Origin of the sequence: Thalassospira xianhensis MCCC 1A02616 (assembly GCF_003326475.1) — a bacterium.
GTDB lineage: Bacteria > Pseudomonadota > Alphaproteobacteria > Rhodospirillales > Thalassospiraceae > Thalassospira > Thalassospira xianhensis.
Map to the genome: position 1 here is coordinate 20716 of NZ_JPWA01000032.1, position 23467 is coordinate 44182.

19 protein-coding genes and 2 tRNA genes are annotated in these 23467 nt (G+C 54.4%); 9 read left to right on the top strand and 12 right to left on the bottom strand.

The features are described from left to right. Positions 1–10 precede the first annotated feature (10 nt). Positions 11–1126, bottom strand: a complete 1116-nt coding sequence (gene ald, locus TH5_RS19960) for an alanine dehydrogenase (protein WP_114123344.1) — start codon at positions 1124–1126, stop codon at positions 11–13. 168 nt (positions 1127–1294) lie between these two features. Between ald and TH5_RS19965 the strand changes: the two genes are divergently transcribed. Both TH5_RS19965 and TH5_RS19970 read left to right on the top strand, forming a co-directional pair. After that, the gene (locus tag TH5_RS19965; RefSeq protein WP_114123345.1) at positions 1295–1753 is read left to right on the top strand and encodes an Lrp/AsnC family transcriptional regulator; all 459 of its coding nucleotides are present in this window, start codon (positions 1295–1297) and stop codon (positions 1751–1753) included. Between the two features lie 254 nt (positions 1754–2007). Then, on the top strand, positions 2008–2721 hold the full coding sequence (locus TH5_RS19970; protein WP_114123346.1) for a TetR/AcrR family transcriptional regulator: 714 nt from the start codon (positions 2008–2010) through the stop codon (positions 2719–2721). An 89-nt stretch (positions 2722–2810) separates the two neighbouring features. On the opposite strand, the gene TH5_RS19975 is transcribed toward TH5_RS19970, so the two are convergent. The 5 genes from TH5_RS19975 to TH5_RS19995 all read right to left on the bottom strand — a co-directional run bounded on the left by TH5_RS19975 (position 2811) and on the right by TH5_RS19995 (position 8789). Continuing rightward, the gene (locus TH5_RS19975; protein WP_114123347.1) at positions 2811–3650 is read right to left on the bottom strand and encodes an ABC transporter permease subunit; all 840 of its coding nucleotides are present in this window, start codon (positions 3648–3650) and stop codon (positions 2811–2813) included. After that, positions 3647–4576, bottom strand: a complete 930-nt coding sequence (locus tag TH5_RS19980) for an ABC transporter permease subunit (protein WP_114123348.1) — start codon at positions 4574–4576, stop codon at positions 3647–3649. The genes TH5_RS19975 and TH5_RS19980 overlap by 4 nt, the downstream gene beginning before the upstream one ends. Continuing rightward, positions 4573–5733, bottom strand: coding sequence for an ABC transporter ATP-binding protein (locus TH5_RS19985; RefSeq protein ID WP_114123364.1), 1161 nt, complete (start codon positions 5731–5733; stop codon positions 4573–4575). Before TH5_RS19985 ends, TH5_RS19980 begins: the two co-directional genes overlap by 4 nt. 398 nt (positions 5734–6131) lie before the next feature. Continuing rightward, positions 6132–7235: a polyamine ABC transporter substrate-binding protein gene (locus tag TH5_RS19990; protein WP_062951704.1), complete on the bottom strand. Its 1104-nt coding sequence runs from the start codon at positions 7233–7235 to the stop codon at positions 6132–6134. A 204-nt stretch (positions 7236–7439) separates the two neighbouring features. Then, a complete protein-coding gene (locus TH5_RS19995; RefSeq protein ID WP_062960060.1) occupies positions 7440–8789 on the bottom strand; it encodes a glutamine synthetase family protein in 1350 nt (449 codons plus the stop codon). A 270-nt stretch (positions 8790–9059) separates the two neighbouring features. Here TH5_RS19995 and dgcN point away from each other — a divergent pair, with 270 nt between their 5' ends. The 3 genes from dgcN to TH5_RS20010 all read left to right on the top strand — a co-directional run bounded on the left by dgcN (position 9060) and on the right by TH5_RS20010 (position 12617). Further along, positions 9060–10064 (top strand): N-acetyltransferase DgcN, encoded by a 1005-nt coding sequence (gene dgcN, locus TH5_RS20000; protein WP_085646219.1) that lies wholly within the window; start codon positions 9060–9062, stop codon positions 10062–10064. A gap of 1 nt (position 10065) precedes the next feature. Beyond that, positions 10066–11046, top strand: coding sequence for an N-acetyl-D-Glu racemase DgcA (gene dgcA / locus TH5_RS20005; RefSeq protein WP_114123349.1), 981 nt, complete (start codon positions 10066–10068; stop codon positions 11044–11046). Between the two features lie 368 nt (positions 11047–11414). Then, positions 11415–12617: a GGDEF domain-containing protein gene (locus TH5_RS20010; protein ID WP_244204986.1), complete on the top strand. Its 1203-nt coding sequence runs from the start codon at positions 11415–11417 to the stop codon at positions 12615–12617. Positions 12618–13434: 817 nt separating this feature from the next. On the opposite strand, the gene TH5_RS20015 is transcribed toward TH5_RS20010, so the two are convergent. Together TH5_RS20015 and TH5_RS20020 are read right to left on the bottom strand one after the other, a co-directional pair. Then, positions 13435–14046 carry a GNAT family N-acetyltransferase gene (locus TH5_RS20015; protein ID WP_244204987.1) on the bottom strand — a complete coding sequence of 204 codons (612 nt, stop codon included), beginning with the start codon at positions 14044–14046 and terminating at the stop codon, positions 13435–13437. Continuing rightward, positions 14046–14912 (bottom strand): N-formylglutamate amidohydrolase, encoded by an 867-nt coding sequence (locus TH5_RS20020; protein WP_114123350.1) that lies wholly within the window; start codon positions 14910–14912, stop codon positions 14046–14048. Before TH5_RS20020 ends, TH5_RS20015 begins: the two co-directional genes overlap by 1 nt. Positions 14913–15119: 207 nt before the next feature. Here TH5_RS20020 and TH5_RS20025 point away from each other — a divergent pair. The 3 genes from TH5_RS20025 to TH5_RS20035 all read left to right on the top strand — a co-directional run bounded on the left by TH5_RS20025 (position 15120) and on the right by TH5_RS20035 (position 15763). Next, a tRNA-Val gene (locus TH5_RS20025) sits at positions 15120–15196 on the top strand. 17 nt (positions 15197–15213) lie between these two features. Next, positions 15214–15290, top strand: a tRNA-Val gene (locus TH5_RS20030). Positions 15291–15502: 212 nt separating this feature from the next. Then, on the top strand, positions 15503–15763 hold the full coding sequence (locus TH5_RS20035; protein WP_114123351.1) for a SemiSWEET transporter: 261 nt from the start codon (positions 15503–15505) through the stop codon (positions 15761–15763). A 15-nt stretch (positions 15764–15778) separates the two neighbouring features. On the opposite strand, the gene TH5_RS20040 is transcribed toward TH5_RS20035, so the two are convergent. From TH5_RS20040 to TH5_RS20055, 4 genes are all read right to left on the bottom strand, one after another. Continuing rightward, entirely contained in the window at positions 15779–16921 is a 1143-nt protein-coding gene (locus tag TH5_RS20040) for an ABC transporter permease (RefSeq protein WP_114123367.1), read from the bottom strand. Positions 16922–16926: 5 nt separating this feature from the next. Next, positions 16927–19692, bottom strand: coding sequence for a ribosome-associated ATPase/putative transporter RbbA (gene rbbA / locus TH5_RS20045; protein WP_114123352.1), 2766 nt, complete (start codon positions 19690–19692; stop codon positions 16927–16929). Next, positions 19689–20702, bottom strand: coding sequence for an HlyD family secretion protein (locus TH5_RS20050; RefSeq protein WP_114123353.1), 1014 nt, complete (start codon positions 20700–20702; stop codon positions 19689–19691). The genes rbbA and TH5_RS20050 overlap by 4 nt, the downstream gene beginning before the upstream one ends. Before the next feature lie 184 nt (positions 20703–20886). After that, complete coding sequence (locus TH5_RS20055) at positions 20887–22029, bottom strand: endonuclease/exonuclease/phosphatase family protein (protein WP_114123354.1); 1143 nt, start codon at positions 22027–22029, stop codon at positions 20887–20889. A gap of 245 nt (positions 22030–22274) precedes the next feature. On the opposite strand from TH5_RS20055, the gene TH5_RS20060 reads away from it, so the two are divergent. Next, positions 22275–23444: an EAL domain-containing response regulator gene (locus tag TH5_RS20060; RefSeq protein WP_114123355.1), complete on the top strand. Its 1170-nt coding sequence runs from the start codon at positions 22275–22277 to the stop codon at positions 23442–23444. Positions 23445–23467: the final 23 nt, after the last annotated feature.

The window sequence follows — 23467 nt, forward strand, 5'->3', positions numbered from 1 at the left end:
TTAAGCCGGTTTACGCCAGCACACGATCAAGCGGTAGGTAATCGTACCCAAGATCACGTGCGACGGCCTCATAGGTGATGCGTCCTTCGTGAACGTTTAGCCCTGCGGCCAGATGGGGATCATCCTGACAGGCTTTTTTCCAGCCCTTGTTAGCAAGGGCCAAGGTGAAGGGCAGGGTCGCGTTGTTCAGCGCAAAGGTCGATGTGCGGGCGACCGCACCGGGCATATTGGCAACGCAGTAATGCACCACGTCATCGACGATATAGGTCGGATCGGCATGGGTGGTGGCTTTGGATGTTTCAAAGCAGCCGCCCTGATCAATCGCGACGTCGACAATCACCGAACCGGGCTTCATTTTTGAAAGCTGGTCCTTGTGGATCAGTTTCGGTGCTGCGGCACCCGGGATCAGGACCGCGCCGACAATCATGTCGGCATCATAGACCAGTGCCTCGGTATCATCGATGGTGGCATATTGCGTTTTGATACGCGGGCCAAACAGATCGTCAATCTGTGTCAGGCGTTTGACATTCTTGTCGAGAATGATGACATCCGCGCCCATGCCCGCAGCAATGCGGGCGGCATTGGTGCCGACAACACCACCACCGATCACAACCACCTTGGCCGGGGCAACACCGGGCACACCGCCCAGCAACATGCCGCGTCCGCCATTGGCCTTTTGCAGGGCAGCAGCCCCCACCTGCGGGGCCATGCGACCGGCAACTTCGGACATCGGAGCCAGCAACGGCAGGCCACCATTTTTATCGGTCACGGTTTCATAGGCAATCGCGGTCACACCGGATTTGATCAGACCCGCGGTCTGTTCGGGGTCGGGGGCCAGATGAAGATAGGTAAACAGAAGCTGCCCTTCGCGGAGCTGCTCGTATTCGACTTTCTGCGGTTCCTTGACCTTTACGACCATTTCGGATCGGGCAAAGATTTCGGCCGCAGTGTCGACGATTTTTGCGCCGGCTGCGAGGTAATCATCGTTGCTACAACCGATACCGGCGCCAGCATTGGTTTCGATGATCACATCATGCCCGTGTGCCGTGACTTCACGCACGGAGCTTGGGGTCAGGCCGACGCGATATTCATGGTTTTTGATTTCTTTCGGAATGCCAATCAGCATTGTTTCTCTCCCGGACAAACGTGGCGATGATAACGGTTTTCCCGTTTTTAGTTATCTATGCAGGATACCCGAAAATTGTGGCAATTTCCCTTCAATCATCGGTGAGTTTGGTGGTATTAATGCTATATAATTTTAAAAAATCCGCTTCAGGCAGGGAGAATATTCGAAATGCAGATGGACGAACGTGACCGGATGATCCTGCGGCTGCTTCAACGCGATGGCCGTATCAGCAACGCCGAACTGGCCGAAAAGGTCAATTTATCGGCGTCGGCCTGTTTGCGCCGTGTCCGGCTTCTGGAAGAAGCCGGTCTGATTGACCGTTACACCATGCTGCTTAATCCGGCCCGCATCGGCAAACCGGGCAATGCATTCGTCAATATTTCGATTGCACGCCAGACCCGCGAAGCGTTGGAAACCTTTGAAAAGGAAATCCAGTCAGTGCCCGAGGTGGTCGAATGCTATCTGCTGGCCGGGCAAAGCGATTATCTGGTGCATGTGGTCTACAGTAACACAGCCGACTATGAACGCATACATAGCGAGGTCCTGACCCAGTTGCCCGGTGTGGAACGTGTTCAGACCATCATCACGCTACGCGAAGTCAAACGGACGACCGAATTGCCGCTCTGATATCCCGTTACAGTTCGCAGTCGCAGCGAATCAAATCTGTACGGATTTGCCGATTTTGTGCGTCGATACGTTCCGCGATTGAGATGTGGTGACCAATGTTCATCTATCGCGCGCTCAAAAAACATAGGCGAACTGTTTGTTACATAAAAGTTTCTTTGATTTATTCTATCGAAAGTCGCCGTGCGATTTGACTTTTGAATGAATTAAAAGGCATTAATATAGGTTCAGGGAGAATGTTGGGGGAATAATTCTCTATGGAAAACGAATGTCTTGTTCGTGCGCGTAGCCACGAGCAAAAGCTAAAACGTAGAAACGATATACTTGTCGCGGCCGAGGCGCTTTACCTTGAAGGGGACGGACAACTGCCATCGGCAGCCGAAGTTGCCAAGAAGGCAAACCTCGCCAAAGGCACGCTATATCTTTATTTTTCAAGCAAGGAAGCCCTTTTTCTGGAAGTCCTGCGCGGATTCCTGAAGGGGTGGTTTGAAAACAATCTTGAAGTGATTGAGCAGGAAGCGTTGCGGCGTCCCGAAGAACGGGATTCGGCACGCGTTGCACAACAATTCGTGCAGTATCTTGTCAAACGGAAGCAATTCCTGCATCTGGCGTCCCTGTCACAAGGGGTTCTTGAGCAGGGGACGGACGATGAAGCGGTTCTAAGCCATCGAAGATTTATCTCTTCCATGGTGAAACGGACGGCAGATGCCCTGTCCGAGCTGTATGCCATCACGCCTGACAATGCCAACAAGCTGATGCGGACATCCTATGCACTGGTGATTGGCATGTGGCAGATGTCACAGATTCCGGAACGTGTTGCCGAACTGATGCGCCAGAACGCGCTTGATAATCTGATTATCGATTTCAGTGTGGCAACCGAAGAAGCGGTGGTGTCGTACTGGCGTGTTCTTGCGCCGGGTATGAAATGTCGTGAATTCCTGCGTCAGATGGAAGAACAGAACCGGGCCTGATTCCGGTTCCGCCATCGGCACTTCAATCAGGATCATAAAAAAAGCAGCACCCGCAAAGGTGCTGCTTTTTTGTTTGAAAGGTTGCGGGCTCAGCTTTCTGATGCTGCCTGATTCATGGACCGGCTGCGTGCCCGTTCGGATCGCAGGATCAGCAGGCTGGAAATCACGATCATCACCGATACGGCAAGGATGATCAAGGTTGCGAGCGCGTTGATTTCCGGCGAAACGCCAAGCCTTACCGACGAGAAAACCTTCATCGGCAGGGTGGTGGAGCCCGGACCGGCGACGAAGCTTGCAATCACCAGATCGTCAAGCGACAGGGTAAATGACAAAAGCCACCCGGCCAGCAGGGCCGGCAGGATCATGGGCAGCGTGATGACAAAGAAAATCTTTGCCGGTTTTGCGCCAAGGTCCATCGCGGCTTCTTCGACCGAGGTATCCATGCCCGCTAGTCGCGATTGCACCACAACCGCGACATAGGCCGCACAGAAGGTGGTATGCGCGATCACGATCGTCGTCACGCCACGCCCGGCTGGCCAGCCGATAAGCTGTTCAAGGGTGACAAACAGCAATAGCAGGGACAGGCCAGTGATGACTTCGGGCATGACAAGCGGGGCGGCAACCATACCCGAAAACAGTGTGCGGCCCTTGAACCGTCCAAAGCGAGACATGACAAGCCCGGCAGGGGTCCCGACGGCCAATGCCAGCGTTGCCGACATCACCCCGATCCGAAGGCTGTTCCAGGCCGCATCAATCATGCCGTCATTGGAAAACAGCGACACATACCATTTGAACGAGAAGCCGGTCCAGACGGTCACAAGCTTGCCCTCGTTAAACGAGTAAATGATCACAAGCAGGATCGGCACATAGAGGAATGCAAAGCCGAACACCAAGGCACTGAGAAGGAAAGTTGAACGTTTGCCGGTCATTGTCCGTTTTCCTCCTGCTTGGTCTGGATATGCTGGAACCACATGATCGGTACGACAAGGAACAGCAGCATCGCAATCGCGACCGAGGATGCAATCGGCCAGTCACGGTTGGCAAAGAATTCGTTCCAAAGCGTTCGACCGATCATCAGGGTATTTGGTCCGCCCAGAAGTTCCGGGATGACGAATTCGCCAACCGATGGAATGAATACCAGAAGTGAGCCCGCCAGAATGCCTGGCATGGAAAGGGGCAATGTCACCTTTATGAAGGCCTTCCATGGCTTGCAACCAAGATCAAGGGCGGCCTCGATCAGGCTGACATCCATTTTTTCCAGCGTGGAATAAAGCGGCAGGATCATGAAGGGCAGGTAGGTATAGACAATGCCGATATAGACCGCGAATTCGGTCTGGCGCATGATCAGTGGCTCGGAAATGATGCCGAGGTTCAGCAGTAGCGCATTGATCAATCCTTCGCGGTCCAGAATGCCGATCCAGGCATAAACACGGATCAGGAAGCTGGTCCAGAAGGGCAGGATCACCATCATCAGAAGGACACTGCGAAGCGACCCTTGCGCGCGTGCAATGCCATAGGCCATCGGATAGCCGATCAGAAGCGTGATCACGGTTGAAATCGCCGCAATCCGGATCGAGTTCAGATAGGCCGAGATATAAAGACTGTCACTGAGAAGGAACAGGTAATTGCCGAAATTGATCGTGATATTGACGCCTTCGTCAATCCACGTGAACAGCGCGCTATAGGGCGGTTGGGCATATTCGGCGGTGGCGAAGCTGATTTTCAGAACGATCAGGAACGGTATCAGGAAGAACAGCATCAGCCAGAGATAGGGCAGGCCGATCACAATAATCCGGCCATGCCTGAGCATCAGGCGATCATAGCGTTGTTTCAGGGTTGGCTTGTCACTGCTCATTGGTTCAGAACCGAAGCAGCCCCGGCCTCCCACGTCACCCAAACGCGATCTTCCCACGTGTAACGCGGTTCGATATGGCGGCTGGAATTGGGTTCGGTGACCTTGATGCGGAAACCGCTATCAAGGCGCACATGGTAGGTCGAAAGTCCGCCTAGGTAACCGATTTCCTCGACCTTGCCCGACAGGCAGTTGTATTTCGTATCGGTCGGCTGTTCGGTCAGCAGGCGCAAGCGTTCCGGGCGGAGCGCGATCCAAAGCGTCGCACCTTCGTGGCCCTGAACAGCGTGGTCGATATAAATCTCGCCACCGGCATCGTCGGACTGGATGACCGCGTATTTTTCATCATCATCAACAAGCGTTCCTTCGATCAGGTTGACCTGACCCAGGAAGTTCGCGGTAAAGCGGCTGTTGGGATATTCGTAAAGCTCGAACGGCGTGCCAAGCTGACGGATCACACCTTCATTCATCACCGCAATGCGCGATGCCATGGTCATGGCTTCTTCCTGGTCATGGGTGACCATGACGAAGGTGGTGCCGACCTTTTCCTGAATGTTGACCAGTTCGAACTGTGTCTGTTCGCGCAGCTTCTTATCAAGCGCGCCAAGCGGTTCGTCGAGCAGCAGCACCTTTGGCTTTTTGACAAGGGATCGCGCCAGAGCAACACGTTGGCGCTGTCCGCCGGAAAGCTGATGGGGTTTGCGTTTGGCAAATTTGGTCATCTGCACAAGGGCCAGCATGTCCGAGACCAGTGTGCGGATTTCCGATTTCGGTAATCCGTCCTGATGCAGGCCAAAGGCCACATTCTGTTCAACCGTCATGTGCGGGAACAGGGCATAGGACTGGAACATCATGTTGGTGGGACGTTCATAGGCCGGGACCCCGGCCATATCGACACCATCGATGAAGATTTTACCTGCTGTCGGTTCCTCGAACCCGGCCAGCATCCGCAAAAGCGTTGTTTTGCCGCAACCCGATCCGCCCAGAAGGGCAAACAATTCATGCCGGTAAATATCAAGCGAGACATCATCGACGGCATAAAAGTCGCCGAATTTCTTGGTCACATTCTCGAAACGGATAAACGGGACCGCGTCGGGATTGTTCCAAGGCTGAGTCTTGTGCACATCCTCGTGTGCTTTCTGCAAAGCCCCCTGCGACACCAAGCTTCTCCCCTTGTTTGTTGTCGAGATACACCCAAAACATCGGGCGACATGCCCGGCTGGTCTTTTCAGTCCGATTACGTTTGACGTGCCGTCCGATGTTTTGGTTTTTCCTGATTAACAGGATGAAGCAATTCCACAATCTGTAAAGAGGGGTGTGCGATATTTTGAACGTTTTGTGACCAATGTTGCGATAAATGGCGGAAAAGTCAGCAGGGGTGTTCAGAAAATGGGCATTGTTCGCGGTTTCATTTCCTGCTGTCCTGCCCGGGTGCCTTGCGCGGTTTCACGCACACTATCGCGAGTCACAATGCCGCCGCCCTATTATACCACCATGCAAAAGGGGCGCTGCATGACTGCAGCGCCCCTTCGACAGGTTTCGATGTCAACCGGATCGATTACTGACCGGTTTTAAGCTTGGTCCACAGGCGGGTACGGGTACGCAGTTCTTTCGGACCCGGCTCGATCTTGGAGCGCAGGCGTTCCTTGACTTCCTGTGACGGGTAAACACCCGGATCGGATTTCAGGTCTTCGTCGATGAATTCCATGGCCGCTTCGTTCGGGCTGGCATATTCGACATAGTTGGCAAGATCCGCACCGACATCGGCACGCAGGATGTAATCAATGAATTTGTGGGCCAATTCCGGGTTCGGCGCGTCGGCCGGGATCATCATCACGTCAAACCAGATCAGCGTGCCTTCCTTTGGAATCACGTATTTGATCTCGTTGCCGTTGCCGGCTTCTTCTGCGCGAAGGGCAGCCTGGCCAACGTCACCCGACCAGCCGATAGATACGCAGACGTTACCATTGGCAAGGTCGTTGATGTATTGCGAGCTGTGGAAATAGGTGATGTAGGGACGGACTTTTTCGAGTTCGGCCATCGCGGCTTCGATGTCTTCGTTCGACTGCTTGGAGTCCGGTTTGTCGAGATAGAAATTGACCAGCGGCACGATCTCGCCCGGATCATCAAGCATGGTCAGGCCGCATTTCGACAGCTTTTCGGCATATTGCGGGTCAAATACCAGCGCCCAGCTATCGAGCGGTGCATCGTCGCCCAGAGCTTCCTGAACCTTGGCAACGTTATAGCCAATGCCGTTGGTGCCCCAAAGGTAAGGAACCGCATAGTCGTTGTTCGGGTCGTATTTGGCGGTCTGGTTCAGGATCACCTTGTCCAGATTGCCAAAGTTTTCCAGTTTCGATTTATCGACTTTCTGGAAGATGCCCGCCTGGATCAGGCGCTGCGCATCGGCCAGCGTCGGAACGACCAGATCATAGCCCGAATTGCCAGCCAGAAGCTTGGCTTCGACAACCTGGTTGCTGTCATAAACGTCGTAATTGACCTTTACGCCATATTCCTTTTCGAAATTGGCCACGGTCTCTTCGCCGATATAATCAGACCAGTTATAAACGTTAAGGACTTCCTGTGCCGATGCACTTGCGGCAAAGCCCGAAAGGGCTGCGGCAAGGACAACAAGGCTTGAAGATTTAAGAAGTGATTTCATTTCGCTGAGCCTCCCATGTGGCAGCGTTTGAAAATTTGAAGGTCCTGTTATTGCTTTCTCCAAGACCTTCATATCCTTCGAATGCCTCAGGTTTTTGTCAAACACAAGATGGATTTTTGGGCATTTTTCGCATCAAGTGAAAAATTAGGCATTCATCATGCAACATTCTTGCGCCGGGGATGATGCCCCGGCGCAAGAATTCAATCAAACGTTCAGCAGAAGGTGTTCACGCTCCCACGCGCTGATCACCGTCTGGTAGGCATCCCATTCGGCTTCTTTGACGGCCAGAACCGCGGCCGAAAATTCTTCGCCCAACAGGTCTTTTAGCGGTTTGCAGCGATGGAATTTTGCCAGCGCCTCGTGGATGTGGCGGGGCAGGGAATGTGCCCGGTCATAACCCGAACCTTCGATCTGGGCGGTCGGGTCGATTTCCTCGATAATACCGAGCAAGCCGCAGGCAAGCGATGCCGCAATCGCCAGATACGGGTTGGCATCCGCACCCGGAATCCGGTTTTCGATGCGGCGTGCATTGGCCGGACCGTTAGGCTGGCGCAGGCCGACCGTACGGTTATCAAGTGACCAGTGCATGTTGATCGGTGCATCCGACCAGGGCTGCAAACGGCGATAGCTGTTCATGTTCGGGGCCAGAAGCGGCATGGCAGCCGGAAGGTAACGTTGCAGGCCGCCGACATAGTTCAGGAACATCTGTGAATTATCGCCATTGTCATCGGCAAACAGGTTTTTGCCTGTTTTGATGTCGATGACGCTCTGATGGATATGCATGGCGCTGCCCGGATGGTTACCCATCGGTTTGGCCATGAATGTGCCATAGACCCCGTGCTTGAGCGCGGTTTCACGCAGCGTGCGTTTGAACAGGAATGCCTGATCGGCCAGTTCAAGCGGCGCACCGTGATTGAAGTTCATTTCAAGCTGGGCGGGGCCCGACTCGTGGCTCATGGTATCGGCGTCGATATCCATGGCTTCGCAATAGTCATAGAGGTCTTCGATCAGCGGATCGAATTCGTTGATCGCATCAATGCCAAAGGCGTTCGATGCCCGTTCCGGGCGGCCCGAACGGCCGATTGGCGGTTCAAGCGGGTTGTCCGGGTCGGTGTTTTTTGCCACCAGATAAAATTCAAGTTCCGGGGCAATGATCGGCTTCATGCCGCGTTCTTCAAAGGCGGCCAATACGCGTTTGAGAACGTGGCGCGGCGAGATCGACACCTCGTCGCCATAAAAATGGTAACAGTCGCAAATAATCTGTGCTGTCGGTTCTTCGTACCACGGCACGACGCGAATGGTTTCCGGATCGGGCACCATGACAACGTCTTTTTCCGCCGGGTCCAGAAACGCGTCGGTTTCTTCCGGGTAACCCCCGGTGACCGTCATGGAAAAAATTGCCTCGGGAATGGCAAGGCTTTTGGCTTCAAGCCCGCGCAAAAACTTTTGCGTTGGCAGAACCTTGCCTCGGGCCACCCCGGACATATCTGGGACAATACATTCGACTTCTTCAATTTTGCGGTCAGAAAGCCACTTTTTGAGATCGGTACTCATGTGTAGTCGGACGCTTTCGCGCCAGTCCTTCAAAATTGCATTTTCTTGCTTTTTCCGGGCGTTTCCCGGTGAAATTCACAAGAAAGGAGGTTTGTCTTCGATGAATTCAGAATGTTTTTTTGTTATTTGTTTCGATATTCGAATTTTGTGCGAACATTTCGGTGGATAGTCGAAGATATCAATTCATATATCTGGATGGCTCCCACCAAGTTGCGTTATAGTCGCCCCAGATTATAAGGGCAGCGGTTGGACGCTGGTCAAGGAGGTAAAATGAAAATCGAACATCCGTATCTTATGTTTCTTGGTGATGCACCGGACGAACTGGCTGCAAAAACCGCGATTGGCATCAAGCAGTGGCGCCCGGAATGGTGTGTCGCACAGCTAAGTCTTCCGGGCTGTCAGGCTGATCTTGGCCTGCCGGAAATGTCGATTGCCGAAGCCAAGGCCGCAGGCGTCAAAACCATCGTTCTGGGCGTTGCTAACCGTGGCGGCGTTATCGGACCGGCATGGATGGAAACCCTTCTGGCAGCGATTGATGCCGGTATGGATATCGCCAATGGCCTGCATACGCGCCTTTCGACGATTCCCGAACTGGTCGAAGCCGCCAATGCCAAAGGTGTGAAACTTTTCGATGTGCGTCACTTTGATGGCAAACTGCCGATTGGCAATGGTGAAAAGCGCCCGGGCAAACGTGTCCTCGCTGTTGGAACTGATTGCTCGGTCGGGAAAATGTACACCGCACTGGCCCTTGATGCCGAAATGAAAAAGCGCGGCATGAAGTCGACTTTCCGTGCGACCGGCCAGACCGGCATTTTCATTGCGGGCGAAGGCATTTCGGTTGATGCGGTGATTTCGGACTTTATTTCCGGCGCGGTTGAAACCATTGCGCCGGCCAACGAGCCGGACCACTGGGACGTTGTCGAAGGGCAGGGCAGCCTGTTTCATGCATCGTTTGCCGGTGTCTCCATGGGCTTGATCCATGGTTCGCAGCCTGATGCGATCATCGTATGCCATGAACCGACCCGTACCCACATGCGTGGTCTGCCGGGTTACAAGCTTCCGGACCTGAAAACCACGATGGAAGTCAACCTGATGCATGCGCGCCTGACCAACCCCGATTGCGTGGTTGCCGGTTTTGCGATCAATACCAAGTCGCTTGACGATGCGGCTGCCAAAAAGCTTCTGGCCGAAGTCGAAGCCGAGTTTGGCCTGCCATGTGTTGACCCGGTTCGGACCGGTGTTGCTCCAATCGTCGACAAGCTGCAGGAGATCTGATGTGCCGCGCATAAGTGTCACATCCGAAGTCTGGCCGCTGCGCGGGGCGTTCAAAATCTCGCGCGGGGCCAAGACCGAGGCCCATGTCGTCAAGGTCACCCTGACCGATGGTGAATTCACCGGATATGGGGAATGTGTTCCCTATGCCCGGTATGGTGAAACCGTCGAAGGTGTCATTGCCGATATCGAGGCCCAGGCCGATGCCCTTTCGCGTGGTATGACGCGCAAGGAACTGCAGGACGCGATGAAGGCCGGTGCGGCGCGCAACGCAGTTGATTGTGCCTATTGGGACCTTGAGGCAAAGCGGTTTGGCCGCCGTGCCTGGGAACTTGCCGAGCGCAAGGCACCCGAAGGTCTGATTACGGCGGAAACGCTTAGCCTTGATACGCCTGATGCGATGCGTGAAGCCGCGCGCAAGGCGGCATCCGCACCGTTGCTCAAGCTAAAGCTTAACGGTGAAAACGTTCTCGAATCCGTTCGTGCGGTTCGGGAAGGCGCGCCGACATCGCGTTTGATCGTTGATGCCAACGAGGCATGGTCGATTGAACTGCTTGAAGATATCGGGGCCGAGCTCGACGCGCTTGGTGTGGAAATGATCGAACAGCCGCTGCCTGCCGGGCAGGATGATGGCCTGCTAGATATTGATTGTCCGGTGCTGCTTTGTGCCGATGAATCGATCCATACCGTCGCCGATATCCCGCGCCTTGCGCAGCTTTACGACATGATCAATATCAAGCTCGATAAAACCGGTGGTCTGACCGGGGCGCTTGAGCTTGCCGATGCTGCCGCCAAGGTCGGCATGCAGATCATGGTCGGCTGCATGGTTGGGACCTCGCTTGCGATGGCGCCGGCGATGATCGTTGCGGCCGATGCGCGCATTGTCGATCTCGACGGGCCGCTCTGGATGGCAAAGGACCGTGAAAACGGTCTGGCGTTTGACAAGGGCGTCATGGGGCTTCCTGATCGGGCGCTTTGGGGCTGATCCCGTTCCAGACGGATTTCGATTTTCTCTGATTCTTGCCGCCATACCGGGTTTCCGGTATGGCGGTTTCTTTTTATCACTTGGCTGCCTTGCCCTTTATTGCGAGTCGCGAATGTTTCTTGGTTCGCCTTAGGGTTTTGCGAGTGAGGTGCGTTGGAAAAACAACCTGTGGGCGTGAATCTACGTTCGACTTTGTGTTGAAACAGGTGCTTATTTGCATTTTTTTACGCGCCGTTAGTTAAAAATTAATTCAAATTTATACTGCCACCTCTTCTGGATAGTTGAATTGGCGGTTAAATCAGGGAACGATCATAAAAAATTCGGGGCTGCTGTGGCTCCTTCGCAAAGATGAGTTGGAGCTGACCCGCGTGCTATCTGGTCCCCGAAGAGATAGTCGGCGCTTCGCAGGGCCACTGCGTTGCCGCTATCGAGATTTCCTTTACACGCCCCGGCAGGCAGAGTTACTGCATCTGCGGCGCAAGGAATCGGTCCAGTTAACGGCACGTTTTGCTGCCTTTTTCACCCTTGTTCTGCTTGCGCTTGTCCCGATCTGGGATGGGGCCTATGGCAATGGGTTCTGGCAATCGCAAACCGTGATCATGCGTTTCCTTGTCATGGGGATTGCGATTGCGGTGCTGATTAATCGTGCGGTCAGTTCGCGATGGCGACGACGTGCGCCCTATCTGCCGATGTTGTTCCTTGTGATTGCTGCCACCCTGCTTTGCGGTTTTTCCGGGCTTGATCCGGATGCTTCGGCCAAGATGCTGACCGCGCACAGTTTCCTTTTGCTTGGCATCGTTGTCCTGGTCGCGATCATGCCTTTGACGCTGGCCGAGGCGGGGATAATGGTCTCGCCCATACTCGTCCTGCTGGTCTTCGGGGCGCAGGGGCCGGTTGCCAGTGGCTATGTTCCGGTTGAAATGATTCTGTCGGTCTTGCTGCCGCTTGCGGTAATGGCGGCACTGGTGCAGCTTTACCGTACGATTGTTGCCGCCCAGGAAATCGCGATTGATCCGCTGACAGGCGTTTATACCCGTGCCTTTGGCATGGAAATGCTGCGCCTGAATTTTGAAACCGCCTATCGGAAACGCAGCCCGCTGACCGTGGCCTTCGTCGATCTTGATGATTTTAAAAAGATCAATGACCAGTTTGGTCATGATTACGGAGATCGTATTCTTGAAGAAGCCGGGCGCAATCTTGCGCACCGGTTCCGGCGTACCGATCTGGTGATCCGCTGGGGCGGGGAGGAATTCCTTGTTATTCTGCCGGATCTGACGCTGGATCGTGCGAACGATGTCATGCATCGCGTCATGTCACCCGGTCTGGCTGCTCTTGCCAATGGCATGACGCAGCAGGCCAGCTATGGCCTTGCCGAACGGATCGAAGACGCCATTTCACAGCCCCACAACCTGATCGATCTGGCGGATCAGCGGATGTATGACGCCAAAAAGCGCCATGACCGCGAACAGATCGTTGCTGATGGCCTGTCGGGCCGCAAGGTTGCAAACCCGGTATCGGTCAAACCGTCGGTCCGGGCTGATGGCGAGGTTGTCAATCAAACCCTGAACTAGGGCCGTTCCCAAAATAAACTCTTCTGCATTTCGCCGGTCACAGGTCCTGTGGCCGTTTTTTATGTTGAATCGGGGCGAATCCCGTTTGGGGCGGGGTGGTTTGGCTGATGTATTTTCCGGTGTATTTTCCCGCCCGAATGCCCCTGAAATCGTGAAACTGAGATTTTCTGCGGGTTTGGAGTATATTCTCATGACGGGAATCGAAGGGTGAATTTTCGAATTCATCGATGGAATCGCAGATTTTCTGTCATTCGCTGGTATTCTGATTCGCTGTGAGTCGCCAAATTTTCACAAATGAACAGGTGACGGGAATGGGGCCTATGCTGAAAAAGTGACCTCGTATGGGCGGGATTCAGTTCGAAAAAGTGTCAGTTTGGTGAAATTTTGATCAAAAAAGGTGCATTTATTTTTTTGATAAAAAAATAGTCAAAAACGTGTTGCGTCCGCCGGATCTAATGGGTAATGTCTATTTGTGCGCTGCGGTAGGACGCAGTGCATTCCGGCGAGCGACTTGTCGCTCGTTTCTTGGACGTTTCCTCCCTAGACTTGGGCCGCTGTCACAGGCGGCCTTCTTTTTTGCCTGAATTCCAACGATTTATGTGGATTTCAGGGGGCAGGAATTCTCAGCAAAAATATCATTGTGCTACCCGCGCGGAATTGTGCAGTGCAAATCGCGCCTTGGTTAAACGCGGATGCTGTTTCCCTTTGGGGCAATCCGGTGCGCGATTGGCCTTCAGCTATGCAAAACAAAAGGCACCGTCTGTCTGGCTGGTGCCTTTGTTCGTTTGCTGTATGATATGAAGGTCGGGGGGCTGGGTTATTTCTCCCGCCCCGGATCGCGTTCCGGGAAATTGCCATCCCCGTCGCCAAGGCCGCGTTGCATGATCACGCTATCGACCCAGCGGCCGAGCTTGAAACCTGCCGACTGCAATGTACCCGCAACCCGGAAGCCCAGACGCGCGTGCAGCCCGATAGAGGCCACATTGGCGCTGTCGCCGATCACGGCGACCATCTGGCGATAGCCAAGGGCGGTGCAGCGTTTAATCAGCTCGGACAGAAGTGCACGACCGGCCCCCTTACCGACGACATCGGGCGCGATATAGATCGTGTCCTCGACCGTAAAACGATAAGCCGGTCGCGGGCGATAGGCTCCGGCATAGGCAAAGCCTTCGACGCGGCCATCAATTTCCGCTACCAGATAGGGCAAGCCGCGTTCGCGGACATGCTGCCAGCGCGATGTCAGTTCGGCGATTTCGGGTGCGCGTTCCTCGAACGAGGCCAAGCCATGCAGGACATGGTGGCCGTAAATTTCGGTGATGCGGCCAAAATCTTCTGGCTCGGCATCGCGGATCACAAGATCCTCAAGGGGGGCGTCGCCATTTGGCACCGGTTTGCCCGATGGCACAGAAGAAACGGGGCTGGATGTCATCAGAAGGGGTTCCCGTCAAGATCGTGGAAGCACGAGATCAGATGCGTCATCTGTTCGCGCAGGGTGTCAAATCCGCGATGGGGCGTGATCGTGTCTTCTTCCATATAAAGCGAGCGTGAAAGCTCGATCTGCAGGCTGTGCACGTGGTTTTCCGGTTGCCCGTAGTGGCGCGTGCAGAACCCGCCTGCATATGGATCATTGTGCGACGGGGTAAAGCCCAGATCGCGGACACGATCTTCCACAAAGCGCGTCAAAGACGGATGGCAGGAACTTCCATAGCAATCGCCCAGAACCAGATCAACGCGGTTTTTGCTGCTGTCGACAGAATCCCCGGGCATCGAATGGCAATCAATCAGGATGCAATAACCAAACTGGTCGCGCGTCGCGTCAATCAGTTTGCGAAGCGCGCTGTGATAGGGGTGGTAATAGGTATCGATCCGGTGCATCGCCTCGGCAACCGGCAGGCGCGCCTTGTAAATCTCGATCCCGCCACTGACGACGCGCGGGATTGATCCCAGCCCCGAGAGGGCCCGCATCGAATGAATGTCGGCATCCGAGGGCAGGGGGCCATCAAACATGCGAGGGTCAAGTTCCAACGCCCCGCGATTGACATCAACAAAGGCACGCGGAAATGTCGCGCACAGCATCGGGGCGCCAAGTTTGGGGGCGCTCGCAAAAAGCTGATCGACAAAGGCATCCTCGGATGCACGCAGGGCAAACGAGTCAATGCGGGCAATCTCGATCAATTCCTGCGGATAATGGCGCCCGGAATGGGGCGATGCAAACACCACCGGCAGGGTTTGCCGGGATGGCAGGATGACGGTTGCCGGTCCACTGCCGGTAAGATCCGATGGCAACTGGTTCATTGTCGTTTGTTATATCTTCCCTAAACTGGATGATGATCATAGCAACAGCGATCCATCCCGTCCCCCCATAGATGAAGATTTTTTGTCAAAAAACCAATTGAGGGGTTGCACCTTTTTCTGCCTTGGGCTAAATACCGCCTCGCCGTCACAAACGGCGCTGACTAAGCCTTCCGCTTTGAAGGCCGGTCAGATGAAAGATGGGTTAGAGGGCCTATAGCTCAGTTGGTTAGAGCGTTCGCTTGACATGCGAGAGGTCACAAGTTCGAGTCTTGTTAGGCCCACCATCTTTCCCCAAATACAGGGGCCTATAGCTCAGTTGGTTAGAGCGTTCGCTTGACATGCGAGAGGTCACAAGTTCGAGTCTTGTTAGGCCCACCATTTCCTCCCCGCCGGTTTCCGAGCGGGGTTTTGTGTTTCTGGCCTGAAATTCTGGATTTTCCCAAGGTTATCAAGGCTTCCGGCGTGTCACGGCTCAGCCGTATATTTCCCGCTTGAAGTTGGTCGTGTTATGTGTTGAATGCATTCAATCGAGCGTTTTGTTCCGGTCTGATGCGCTATCATCGGGCCAGGCGATCTGACGGAGGCCTTCCATGATCATGTCTTTTGAAACCGTCCTTGGCCTTCTTGCCGGATCACTGACCACGATTGCCTTCCTGCCGCAGGTCATCCGCACCTGGCGCACGCGCTCGACGGCTGATATCTCGCTTGTGATGTTTCTGATCCTGTGCACGGGGATCGCACTTTGGCTGGTTTATGGCCTGGTCCGTGGCGACTGGCCGGTGATCATTGCCAACGGTTTTACCCTTGTGCTGGCCTCGACCATCCTGTTTTTCAAGCTTCGCCACGGATAACCGGGCCTTCCGGTTCTATCGCATTGCCGCGATGCTTTTGCGAAAGCGCATGGCGCTAAAGGCGAAGAACAGGGCGGCGATCACGAAGACGATCAGGAATTCCTGCCAGACAACATCGATCCCGGCATCGCGATACAGGATTGCCTGTGCAAAGCTGACAAAGTGGCTGGACGGGACGAATTGCATGATGTTCTGAAGCGTTTCAGGCATGCTTTCAAGCGGCGTATTCCCGCCCGACAACATCCGCATTGGCAAAACGACAAGGATAAATAGGAGCCCGAATTGCGGCATTGATTTTGTCATGGTCGCAAGGAAAATGCCAAGGGCAGTGGCAAAAAACAGATACAGCATCGTCCCTGCCAGGAATAACAGTTTGGAGCCGATAATGGGCACGCCAAGCATCAGTTCGACGACGAAAAACAGCGATAGCGCGCTTGCGATCAGGATCACAAGACCGTTTGCCCAGACCTTTGCCAGCATGATTTCAAACGGATCAAGCGGCATCACCAGCAGATGCTCAATCGTGCCGTGTTCGCGTTCGCGAATAAGGGCGGCACCTGACAGGATGATCGAGAGCATGGTGATGTTGTTGATGATCTCCATCGCGCTGGTAAACCATGAACTGGTCGCGTTTTCGTTATAGGCATAACGCGTGACAAGCTGTGTCGGTGGTTCGTGGCTGGCCGCGACATAGGCCGAAACGCCACCCATGAAGGTCTGGACTTCCTGGGCGATGATGTTGCTGACATAGCCTTGGCCGATCCCGGCCTGCATCATGGCGGTGGCATCGATGTTAAGCTGTATTTCCGGCTGGTGACCGGCAATCAGGTCTTTTTCAAAATCGGGCGGGATCACCAGCACAAAGGTATATTCGCCGCTATCCATGGCTGCGTCGATGTCGCCTTCGCTGATTTCCGCCGGTGTCTTGAAAAACGGTTGCAGGAACGCATCACCGATCTGGCGGGACAGTTTGGATTTGTCCAGATCGGCAATCGCGATTGATGCGTTTTTAAGGTCATGGGAAAAGCCGGTCGCAGCATTGTAGATCGCAAATGAAAACGCCCAGCAGATCAGGATCAGCAACACGACATCGCGACGGAGGCTGAAAAGCTCCTTGATGCCAAGGCGATAGATATTTTCAATCCGTTTGCCATACATCGCGTTCATGCCTCCTGCTTTTTAAGCAGCAGCATCGAAAGGGCGGTCAGTGCCGGGAAGAAAATCACAAGCGTGATGATTTCCGGATAAAGTTCGGCAAAGCCAAGCGCCTTGGTAAAGACCCCGACACTGATCGACATGAAATGCGATGTCGGCATGATGGTCGACAGCACGGCGGGCGCACCGTCAAGTGACGAAATCGGCTGCATCATCCCCGAAAACATGACCGATGGCACCATGGTTGCGATTGCGGTTCCGAACAGGGCGGCGATCTGCGTTTGGGTAAAAGACGAAATCAGAAGCCCAAGTCCGGTCGTGGCAAACACAAACAGGAAGGCCCCGACAACAAGGGTAAGCGGATTGCCTCGCATCGGGACCTCGAACCAGAATAGCGCCATCGCGACCATCAGAACAAAGTTGATCAGGCCAAGCCCGACATAGGGCAATTGTTTACCGATCAGGAATTCGATCCGTGTGACCGGTGTGACATAAAGGTTGGTGATTGATCCCAATTCCTTTTCGCGCACGACGCCGACCGCCATCAGAACGGCGGGAATGAACATCAGCAATAGCGCAATGACTGATGGCACCATGGCATAGATGCTTTTGAAATCCTGATTATAGCGATAGCGGGTTTCGATGCTGACCGGCAGGGTTTGAACCGGCAAACCGGTGTTGCGCATACTGCGTTCGTTCAGATATTTGCTGTGAATGCCTTCGACATAGCCATGGATGGTTTCGGCGCGAAACGGCATGGTGCCGTCGATGGTTGCGGCGACTTCGGGGCTGCGTCCGGCTTCAAGGTCACGGCCAAATCCCGGCGGAATTTCAATCGCCAGCGCAATGTCACCCGACAGCAATCTTTGTTCAAGTTCATCATTGCTGTTTAATGGTGGCTGTTCGCTGAAATATCGGGACCCTGCAAGGTTTTCAAGATAGGTGCGGCTGGTTTCGGTCCTGTCGCGATCCAGCACGGCATAGGTCAGGTTTTCGACATCAAACGTGATGCCATACCCAAAAACCGGCATCAGGATCGCCGTACCCAGCAAGGCAAACATCAATCGGATCGGATCGCGGATCAGTTCCATGGTTTCACGCAGCGAATAGGCCCAAAGCCGACGCAGGCTGAAAAACGATGCCTTGGCCGGTTTCCATTTTGTCGTTCCATTTTCGCCGTCGCCTTGCATCGCCGATGCATCGGGGGCGGGGGCATTGTCATCAATGCCGCTGGCTTCTTCCAGATGGCTGATAAACGCTTCTTCAAGCGTGTCACAACCGCGTTTCTGCGTGATTTCATCCGGGGTGTCGCTGATCAGCACCTTGCCCGCATGCATCAGCGATATGCGATCACAGCGTTCCGCCTCGTTCATGAAATGGGTGGAGATGAAAATCGTCACCCCCTGATCGCGCGAAAGCTCGACCAGCAATTGCCAGAAGCCATCACGCGCCACCGGATCAACGCCCGATGTCGGTTCATCAAGTATCAGGATTTCCGGGCTGTGAATGATGGCAACCGCCAATGATAAACGCTGCCGCACGCCAAGCGGCAGGCTTTCGGCCAGATCATCGTGATATTCGGTCAGGCCGAACCGTTCGGAAAGCTCGTCAATTCGGGGCTTTATCCGGTCCGCAGGCAGGTGAAACAACCGCGCATGCAGTTCAAGGTTCTGATAGACGCTGAGTTCGGCATAAAGCGAAAAGGCCTGGCTCATATAGCCGACCCGTTTGCGAAGTTCGGTATCCTGCCCATCGACCGGTTTGCCAAAAAGTTCGGCCGTGCCTTCGGTTGCGGGCAAAAGCCCGGTCAGCATTTTCATGGTTGTCGTCTTGCCGCACCCGTTCGAGCCGAGAAAACCGAAAATCTCGCCTTTTTCAATCCGGAAGCTGACATTATCGACCGCGGTAAAATCGCCAAACCGCATCGTCAAACCATCGGCGACGATGGCGGGAACATCGCCATGTGTGGTGCGGGGTGGGATGACAAGGTCCTTGTGACCCTTGCGTTCTTCTTCGGGCAGAAGTCTTACAAATGCAGTTTCCAGATTGTCGGCCCCGGTGCGCTCCAAAATCTCGCTTGCTGTGCCGCTTGCCAGCACCTTGCCGTCATTCATTGCGATCAGTTGGTCAAAGCGTGCTGCTTCATCCATATAGGCGGTGGCGACCAGCACGGTCATGTTGCTTTGGGTTCTGCGGATCTGCTCGATCAGTTCCCAGAACTGCCGACGCGACAGGGGATCGACGCCGGTTGTCGGCTCGTCCAGTATCAATATTTCCGGATCATGGATCAGGGCACAGCAAAGGCCAAGCTTCTGCTTCATCCCGCCCGAAAGCTTGCCGGCCGCGCGCTCGGTAAAGGGTTCAAGCCCGGTCGCCTTGACCAGCCGTTCAATCCGGTCCTTGCGTTCGCGGGCCGATTGGCCAAACAGACGGCCAAAAAATTCAAGGTTCTCGCGGATCGTCAGATCCATATAAAGGTTCTTGCCAAGCCCTTGGGGCATATAGGCGATCTTGGGCAGGACACTGTTGCGATGGCCTGTGTCATCCATCGGTCCGCCTAGTGTTTCGACCGTTCCGTCCTGCAATTTGCGCGCCCCGGATATCAGGGCAAGGGCGGTGGATTTACCCACCCCGTCCGGCCCGATAAAGCCGATGGTCCGGCCTGCCGGGATATCAAGGCTGATATCGTCAAGCGCATGGACATGGCCGTATCTGTGGCTGACATGATCGAGGCGCGCGGCAAGCCTTGCGCCATTTTCGGGCGTTTCGATCATTCCTGAAGGCTCTTGTTCAGGGTCGCGTCATCCGGAACATTGGGGGTAAAGCGTTCCGGCCAGTTTTGATGGTCAGCCAGCATGACATAGGCTTCGCCGGGCAGGCCGGTCTTGACCCGCTTGCGATGTTCTTCGAGCAATTCGCGTGCGATGCGGATTTTTACCCGGAACATCAGCTTGTCGCGTTCGCTTCTGGTTTCGACCTCGCGCGGGGTGAATTGTGCATCATCTGCGACAAACGAAACATGGGCCGGAATGACAAAGCCCGGTGCTGCATCCAGAACAATGCGTGCCTCATTGCCGACAAAGGCCAGACCGGCCTGCCGGGTCGGCAGGAAGATCGTCATGTAAACATCGGTGAGGTCCAGAACCGTTACCACCGGATCGCCACCCGCAAGAACTTCGCCGGGCTCGGCAAGACGATATTGCACCCGCCCGCCACGCGGTGCCTTAAGCACGGAATCATTGATTTGAACCTGAATGCGCTCAAGTTCGGCCTGGGCGGCCTCGACATTGCGTTCGCTGCTTGTCAGGCGCGATTTTGCCGCCGCAAGGGCGGCCTCGGCCACGTCGCGTTCCGATTTGCGCTGATCGACCTGTTCACGCGCGATATTGTTGTTTTTGACAAGCTCGTTGGCGCGTTCAAGCTGACGCTGCGCGAGGGAAAGCTGGCTTTCTTTCTGAGCGATATCGGCCCTGGCTTCGAAAATGCCTTGTTCCGCACTGGCAACTTCGGCGCGGGCCTTGGCAAGGCTGGCCTGAAGTTCGGCCGTATCCATCCGCGCCAGAACCTGACCGGCTTGCACCACGTCGCCCTCATCGACCAGAACCTCGTCGACCCGGCCGGCATATTTGGTTGCCACCCGGACTTCTTCGGCCTCGATCCGGCCATTGCCGCTGGCGATGAATTCGGGAAGGGTTTCCTGATTTTGCTGCCAGTAATAATAACCACCCCCGGCAATCGCGATGATCACGACAAGGATCGCCAAAGGCACGCGCAGTTTGCTCATTCCGCCCTCCAGAACAGGATTGCCGGGCTTCTGGCAACGGATGTGCCACCGGCAAAAATCGGGTATCGCAATTTAAACGCGATAAAGTCTGGAATGATCCTGACCTGAACGGCAAGCTAAATCTTTGATCTTACGCAATTTAGAAAAGTATCAAGAATGTGCCGGAAGGTGTTGTAAGCCGCCCTCAGACATCGATATCAGCCCAGATCAGATGGTGATCCGATGCTGCCTGATGCTTTTTGGTGAAGTCCGGATATGTTGTCCAGCGTGCCGGGCGTGATCCCGGCCATATGCCTTTGCGATAAATGCCGCCTTTGATCACCCGGTCAAACAGGGCAGGCGAAAGCAGCAGATAATCGATTTTGTCGTCGTCATTGCCAAGGCCATGCGTCCCGGTTCCCCGGTCGCCATTTCCGGCATTGAATTCGAACTCGGTAAAATTCGGATGGGCCGACACATCGCGCAGAGCGGTGCCGTTCAGCAACGGGTCAAGCTCGGCACTATCGGGTGTATCGTTAAGGTCGCCGAGAACCACGATATTTTCAAACCCTTCGGCGATCAGGCGGTTGTAATAGGCCGCAACCGCAAGCGATTGCGCCAGTCGCTTTGCTTTGCTTGCCGTGTCATTGCCGCCATATTTGCTTTTGAAATGGTTGGGCAGGACCATGATCTGCGCACCCGATGGTGTGATGATTTCATATTCCGGGCAATCGCGGCTGAAAATCGGGGCACCATCAGGTTTCAGGTCATCGACGTGGCTTCGCATTTCGCCAATCGGGTAACCTTCATGGGTGGCAAGCCCGACATCAATGCCGCGCCCGTCATTGCCATCAATAATCATCATGTGGCGATAGGGCACGGGCAAAACGCCCTTTTCGCGCATGAAATCCTGAAAGGCCAGCAGAACCGGGCGGCTTTCAATCTCGACCAGAGCCAGGACATCCGCCCCGACATCACCGATCATGCGCGCGGTGTTTAACATTGCGGCTTCGTCCACTGGCCCCATGCGAAGCTCGCACCAGCCGACCCAGTCATCGCGGCCATTGGCCTTGATAAAGGGCTGCTTTGGCGGGCGCGGGCGTGAAATCAGCTGACCGCGGATTTTCCGAATACGGGTAAATGGCCCTTCGTCGCCGCGCAGCATGCCCAGTTTTGTTATCAGCGTTAACATATGTGCCTTGTCGGCATCGCTGTAAACCGGCTTTTCAAACAGCTTGTTCAGTTCTGCATGCGCATCCAGCACATCACGATGTGCTTCGGGGTCTTCATCGTTAAAGACTTTTGCCCGGTCAAACAGGTTTTCAACGTTAAATGCAGCAATCCGCATGACGTCCCCGATGCTCGTTTCACAGTGCCGTGGTGAAAGATGAAATTCTACCACAGGTATTATGCTGGCCTGGCGTCAATTATGAAGTGTCATGTTTGTGACGATACCGGCAGGGAGGTGTTATTCAGTCCCCAAATGGGGATGTTTTCAAATTTTGGCCCCGCGTAGGTTCCTGAATGTAACGGGCGATCCGCCGTCTGAAATGGCGTGAACGCTTTCTGCTTCGTCGGGAAGGTTTTGCAATCGTGATCAATGTTAACCCCTTTAAGCCGACTGTCGTGTTTGTCGACGATGACGAAAACATGCTGCGCGGCGTTACCCGGGCTCTGGGGCAGCGTTACAATGTGATTTCGTTCTCCGAACCTGCCGGGGCTCTTTCCTGGCTTCGGGAAAATCACCGAAAAGTTGATGTGATCCTGTCCGATCTGGCGATGCCGGGTTTTTCCGGTATGCGGTTGTTGCGTGAAATGGTCAGCGTTGCGCCGAATATTCCGCGTGTCCTTCTATCCGGGCATCTTGATAATTCTGCGATGAACAAGGCCATCAATACGGCTTTTGTGTCCTGCATTCTGTCGAAGCCTGCACCGATAGAGCTGATCCGCAAATCCATCGAACAGGCGTTAAGTTCGCGGGTGATTGACCTTGCCGGAACTCTGATTACGCCGGGGCTGGTAATGCGCGCGATCAAAAACAACGGTTATTCGGTTGTCTTTCAGCCGCGCATTGACGCAAAGACCGGATCGGCTTGCGGGCTTGAAGTGCTGGTGCGTTTCCCGAACCTGCAGAAACGCTTCCTTCTTGAAGAAATCATTCTGGCCTGCGAAGGCCATCCGGCGATCAACCTGCTGACCACAGCGGTGATGAACGAAGTCCGTAAACAGGCCAAGGATATCCGGTCCCGGTTTGATTTTTCACCGACGGTTTCGATCAATTGTTCGCCCTATTCCATTCGCAATAACTGCTTCCTTGAGGAAATCCTTCATTTCAGAAGTGACATGCTGCTTCGGGATATCAGGATCGAAGTCGAAATCACGGAACATAGCGATATTGTCAAAGACCCGGCATTCCTTGCCAATGCCGCAATTCTCAAAAATCGGGGTGTTGCGATTTACATCGATGATTTTGGCTCGGGAAGCAATTCGGTGGAGCTTCTTGAAACCGGTGTTTTCGCCGGTGTCAAAATTGATCGCGAATTCATCGCAACGGCAAACGGGGATTGCGTCAAATCATCGTTTGCAGAATGGATTGTGAAAGCGTCGCATGATCTGGGCCTCCGCGTTGTTGCCGAAGGTGTCGAAGACGCCAAAGTCGCGCAAAGGATGCAGGCGCTTGGCGTTGAGGAAATGCAGGGTTTCTTTTTTGCAAGGCCGGCAGTGCTTAAAAAAACACCGACCGGTGCATTTGCCATGTGCTGAGAGCTGTTTTGTTTTTGGGAGAG

Excerpts from the sequence above, each read along its gene's own strand:
- TH5_RS19975 (WP_114123347.1), bottom strand. The coding sequence starts at position 3,650 with ATGACCGGCAAACGTTCAACTTTCCTTCTCAGTGCCTTGGTGTTCGGC.
- TH5_RS19965 (WP_114123345.1), top strand. The coding sequence starts at position 1,295 with ATGCAGATGGACGAACGTGACCGGATGATCCTGCGGCTGCTTCAACGC.
- dgcN (WP_085646219.1), top strand. The coding sequence starts at position 9,060 with ATGAAAATCGAACATCCGTATCTTATGTTTCTTGGTGATGCACCGGAC.
- TH5_RS19970 (WP_114123346.1), top strand. The coding sequence starts at position 2,008 with ATGGAAAACGAATGTCTTGTTCGTGCGCGTAGCCACGAGCAAAAGCTA.
- TH5_RS20020 (WP_114123350.1), bottom strand. The coding sequence starts at position 14,912 with ATGAACCAGTTGCCATCGGATCTTACCGGCAGTGGACCGGCAACCGTC.
- ald (WP_114123344.1), bottom strand. The coding sequence starts at position 1,126 with ATGCTGATTGGCATTCCGAAAGAAATCAAAAACCATGAATATCGCGTC.
- TH5_RS19980 (WP_114123348.1), bottom strand. The coding sequence starts at position 4,576 with ATGAGCAGTGACAAGCCAACCCTGAAACAACGCTATGATCGCCTGATG.
- TH5_RS20035 (WP_114123351.1), top strand. The coding sequence starts at position 15,503 with ATGATCATGTCTTTTGAAACCGTCCTTGGCCTTCTTGCCGGATCACTG.
- TH5_RS20050 (WP_114123353.1), bottom strand. The coding sequence starts at position 20,702 with ATGAGCAAACTGCGCGTGCCTTTGGCGATCCTTGTCGTGATCATCGCG.
- TH5_RS20055 (WP_114123354.1), bottom strand. The coding sequence starts at position 22,029 with ATGCGGATTGCTGCATTTAACGTTGAAAACCTGTTTGACCGGGCAAAA.
- TH5_RS19995 (WP_062960060.1), bottom strand. The coding sequence starts at position 8,789 with ATGAGTACCGATCTCAAAAAGTGGCTTTCTGACCGCAAAATTGAAGAA.
- TH5_RS20040 (WP_114123367.1), bottom strand. The coding sequence starts at position 16,921 with ATGTATGGCAAACGGATTGAAAATATCTATCGCCTTGGCATCAAGGAG.
- rbbA (WP_114123352.1), bottom strand. The coding sequence starts at position 19,692 with ATGATCGAAACGCCCGAAAATGGCGCAAGGCTTGCCGCGCGCCTCGAT.
- TH5_RS20015 (WP_244204987.1), bottom strand. The coding sequence starts at position 14,046 with ATGACATCCAGCCCCGTTTCTTCTGTGCCATCGGGCAAACCGGTGCCA.
- TH5_RS19990 (WP_062951704.1), bottom strand. The coding sequence starts at position 7,235 with ATGAAATCACTTCTTAAATCTTCAAGCCTTGTTGTCCTTGCCGCAGCC.